This is a genomic window from Curtobacterium sp. B18, from assembly GCF_000333375.1.
In the GTDB taxonomy this organism is placed as follows: Bacteria; Actinomycetota; Actinomycetes; order Actinomycetales; family Microbacteriaceae; genus Curtobacterium.
Genome location: NZ_BACZ01000675.1, coordinates 1 through 4,113, shown reverse-complemented (window position 1 = coordinate 4,113; position 4,113 = coordinate 1). Strand labels below are relative to the sequence as shown.

At 71.6% G+C, this 4,113-nt stretch carries 3 protein-coding genes; 2 read left to right on the top strand and 1 reads right to left on the bottom strand.

Features of this window, described 5'->3' with window-relative positions:
- Window positions 1–120 precede the first annotated feature (120 nt).
- Window positions 121–1,347, top strand: coding sequence for a hypothetical protein (locus I5E_RS18060; RefSeq protein WP_022908223.1), 1,227 nt, complete (start codon window positions 121–123; stop codon window positions 1,345–1,347).
- Between the two features lie 40 nt (window positions 1,348–1,387).
- On the top strand, window positions 1,388–2,149 hold the full coding sequence (locus tag I5E_RS18055; protein ID WP_022908222.1) for an SDR family oxidoreductase: 762 nt from the start codon (window positions 1,388–1,390) through the stop codon (window positions 2,147–2,149).
- 83 nt (window positions 2,150–2,232) lie between these two features.
- Here the strand turns inward: I5E_RS18055 and I5E_RS18050 are convergent, their stop codons facing one another.
- Window positions 2,233–3,801, bottom strand: coding sequence for a helix-turn-helix domain-containing protein (locus I5E_RS18050; RefSeq protein WP_022908221.1), 1,569 nt, complete (start codon window positions 3,799–3,801; stop codon window positions 2,233–2,235).
- Window positions 3,802–4,113: the final 312 nt, after the last annotated feature.

Sequence of the window (4,113 nt, the reverse complement as noted above, 5' to 3'; positions counted from 1 at the left end):
CACCGTCCCGTGGCTGCCGTCGTCGAGGAGGGAACGGTCGTGCGGGGGTGAACCTGGCCGACCGCTCCGCTGCCCGACCGGGCCGTCGAGGAGGCCGAGGCCTGGCCCACGGGCGAGGGCGTGTGGGTCGTCTACTCCTCGGACGGCATCGACGAGGTCACCCGGACCGCGGTGCACCTCGACCCGGACCGCGTCGGCGCCGCCGTCGACCTCGGGGACCGGAGAGTCGTCGCCGCGGAAGCCGGAGGCCTCTGGCTCGCCGATCCCCGTGATGCATCGACGTGGATGGCTGGCACGACGATCGACGACGACGAGGACCTCGCGGCGTTGGTCGATTCCGATCTCCAGTGGGCAGAGGCCGACCCGTTCTGGCCGGACCCAGCGGCCTGGACCGAGCCTGACGACGACGACGAAGACGACGCGGACGACGCACCCTGGCCCGACGACGACCTCGAGGCGGGTGCCGACCACGATCCGGACGACGACGGGACGAGGGTCATGACCGCGTACCAGTGGTCCATCGGCTTCGGCGACACGGAGGACGACTCCGCCGACGGTGACGGCGCCGCCGACGAAGCGGAGCCGCCGGGCCCCCCGTCGCCGACGCCGCCCACCGAGCTCGTCCGCGTCGCGCCGGACGGCTTCCGCACGACCATCGCTGTCGACCACCTCGTCGAGGACGTGACGGTCGAGGGTGACCGGATGACCCTGCGGTTCCACCGAACGGGTCCGGACCTCGTACCCCGTGCGTCCGGCGCCCGGGACGTCGTCTACCGGCCGCGCGAGGTCGTCATCGACGTGTCCGGCGGCCTGCCGGTCACGATCGACACCGACGCCCTCGACTCGGTCCCGGTCGAGGACCCGGTCGAGTGGGACGCCGAGGCCGCGGACGCCGAGTGGGAGCGGTCGGTCGAGGAGCGCGAGGCCCGTCGCGCCCAGTGGATCGAGCGCATCGACCTCGCGGGCGTCGACGGCACGCGGTGGCCCCGGTGGGACGCGGACACCGTGGGCCGTGCACGCAGCGTCGCCCGGCTCGTGGAGGAGTTCGCACACCTCGCCGATCCGGTGATCGTCTGGTCACGCGGCGTCGACGGACCGCGACGCGCCCGGAGCGACTACCGAGAGGTCCGCGTCGAGGTCGAGGGCGACTGGCCCGCGACCGAGGTCGTGGTGTCGTTCGAGCACACGGCGGTCCCCTTCCTCCGGCTCCGCCGCCGCTACCGGGTGTTCGACGACACCGGTCGTCCCGTCGACCACGGCTACGTGACGGTGTACCTCGAGGAAGAGATCGCGACCGGCCACATCCCGCCCCGCAGCACCGCGGTCGACGGCGTTCTCGACATGTGACGCCTGCCGTCGACGGGCCCGTCCGCGGTAGCGTGCGGGCATGAGCGACGACACCACCGACCACCAGGAGCGCACCGCGATCGTCACCGGGGGCGGGAGCGGCATCGGCCGTTCCGCCGCCCTCGCGCTGGCGGCCGACGGGTGGACGGTCGTGGTCGCCGGTCGGCGCGCGGAGCCGCTCGACGAGGTCGCGGCGCAGTCTCCCCGCATCGTCCCGATCGTCGCCGACGTCTCGGCCGAGGCGGACGTCCGGCGCCTCTTCGACGAGACCGTGCAGCGCTTCGGTCGACTCGACCTGCTCTTCAACAACGCCGGCACCGGCGCACCGGCGACCCAGTTCGACGAGCTCACGCTCGACACCTGGAACGCGGTGCTGTCGGTGACGCTCACGGGCTCGTTCCTCTGCGCCCGCGAGGCCTTCCGGATCATGCGGACCCAGACACCGCAGGGTGGCCGCATCATCAACAACGGCTCGATCTCCGCGCACGCACCGCGTCCGCTGTCCGCGCCCTACACGGTCGCCAAGCACGCGGTGGCCGGACTCACGAAGCAGCTCCAGCTCGACGGGCGCCCCTTCGGCATCGCCTGCGGACAGATCGACATCGGCAACGCCGCCACCACGATGGGGTCCGGCGCCGCGGACGGCACGCTCCAGGCGGGCGGCTCGACGCGCCCCGAACCGACGATGGACGTCGCCGAGACGGGCCGTGCGGTCGCGTACATGGCCAGCATGCCGGCCGGCACGAACGTGCCGAACCTGACGGTGATGCCGACCGCCATGCCGTTCGTCGGTCGCGGCTGACGACGGACTGGAGGCGCGAGATGGATCCGCCCCGCGCCTCCAGCCCGTCATTCGGTCACGTCAGTGACCGCAGCCCGCGTCGATCAGTCGTGGAACGTCTCGATGGACGCGCCCAGTGAATTGAGCCGCTCCTGCAGCTGCTCGTAGCCGCGGGCGATGATGCCCACGTTGCGCAGGACGCTCTCGCCCTTGGCGGCGAGCATCGCGAGCAGGATGACCACCGCGGGGCGCAGCGCCGGCGGGCAGCTGACCTCGGCGCCGGAGAAGTGCGTCGGCCCGGTCACGTCGAGACGGTGCGGGTCGCGCAGGGTCACGCTCGCGCCGAGGCGGGTGAGGTCGAGCAGGTGGATCGCACGCCCCTCGTAGACCCAGTCGTGCACGAGCGTCGTGCCCTCGGCCATCGCGGCGATGACGACGAAGAACGGCAGGTTGTCGATGTTCAGACCCGGGAACGGCATCGCGTGGATCTTGTCGATCGGCGCGTGCAGCTCGGACGGGTGCACCGTGATGTCGACCAGGCGGGTGCGGCCGTTCGCGGCGGGGTACTCCGGCGAGACGTCGAAGCGCAGGCCCATCTCGGCCAGGGTCGCGAGCTCGATCTCGAGGAACTCGATCGGGGCCCGCGTGACGGTGAGCGTGGAGTCGGTGACGATGCCGGCGGTCAGCAGGCTCATCGCCTCGACCGGGTCCTCGCTCGGCCAGTAGTCCACGACCTCGTCGATGCGGCTCTTGCCGGTGATGCGGAGGGTCGTCGTGCCGATGCCATCGATGCGGACGCCGAGGAGCTCGAGGAAGAAGCAGAGGTCCTGCACCATGTAGTTCGGGCTGGCGTTCCGGATGACGGTCTCGCCGTCGCGGGCGGCCGCGGCGAGGATCGCGTTCTCGGTGACGGTGTCGCCGCGTTCGGTGAGCACGACGGACTTCGTGGGGACGTGCTGGCTCGCGACGCCGACCTCGTACCAGCCGGAGGTCGCCTCGACGTCGACGCCGAAGGGACGGAGCGCGATGAGGTGCGGCTCGACCGTGCGGGTCCCGAGGTCACAGCCGCCCGCGTAGGGGAGCCGGAAGGACTCGTAGCGGCCGCTGAGCGGGCCGAGGAACATCAGGACGCTCCGGGTCCGGCGGGCGGCGTCGGCGTCGATGGCGTCGAGGTGCAGGTCGGACGGGGCGACGATCTCGAGGGTCTCGCCGTCCTCGGACCACGTGACGCTGGCGCCGAGGCTGCGGAGCACGTCGATGATCCGGTCGACCTCGACGATGCGCGCGACCTTGTGCAGGCGGGTGACACCGCGGTTCAGCAGCGAGGCGCAGAGCAGGGCGACGGCGGCGTTCTTGCTCGAGTTCACCGCGATCGACCCGCTGAGCTTCCGACCGCCCTGCACGCGGAGGTGCGCACGCTGCGGGGCACCGCCGATGGAGACGATCTGCTGGTCGAGGGCGTCGCTGATGCGGGTGAGCATCTCGAGGGACAGGTTCTGCCCACCCTGCTCGATGCGGTTGATCGCGCTCTGGCTGGTGCCGACGCGTTCGGCGAGCTGGGCCTGGGTCATGCTGCGGCCCTTGCGTGCGCCCCGGATCAGGGCGCCGACCTCGCGGAGCGGTGCCGGGGTCCCCGCGGGGGTCGGCGTGACGACGGTGGTGGTGTCGGACATGGCGCCAACGTAACACGCTCATGAGATAAAACCCGGGGGACAACACCCAGGAATCTCCAGGGCGCAGCAGGAATACACCGTCTGTGAGACTTTGGGCGCCGACCGTTGTCCAAGGGTCGACGCTCCACGCGAGCCTACGGGGACGTGAAGGTGCCCCGGACGATCGAGTCGCCGGAGTGCGCGGGCTTGCCGTCGTCGGGCTCCGCCGACACGTCGACGACCGGGTAACGCGCGAGGTCCATGCCGGCCGGCACCCGGAACCGCCCACGGTCCCCGTCGAGGTACCCGACGCTCACCAGGCCCTGAGGTCGT

Coding starts and splice junctions, on each gene's coding strand:
- I5E_RS18050 (WP_022908221.1), bottom strand. CDS start 3,801: ATGTCCGACACCACCACCGTCGTCACGCCGACCCCCGCGGGGACCCCG.
- I5E_RS18055 (WP_022908222.1), top strand. CDS start 1,388: ATGAGCGACGACACCACCGACCACCAGGAGCGCACCGCGATCGTCACC.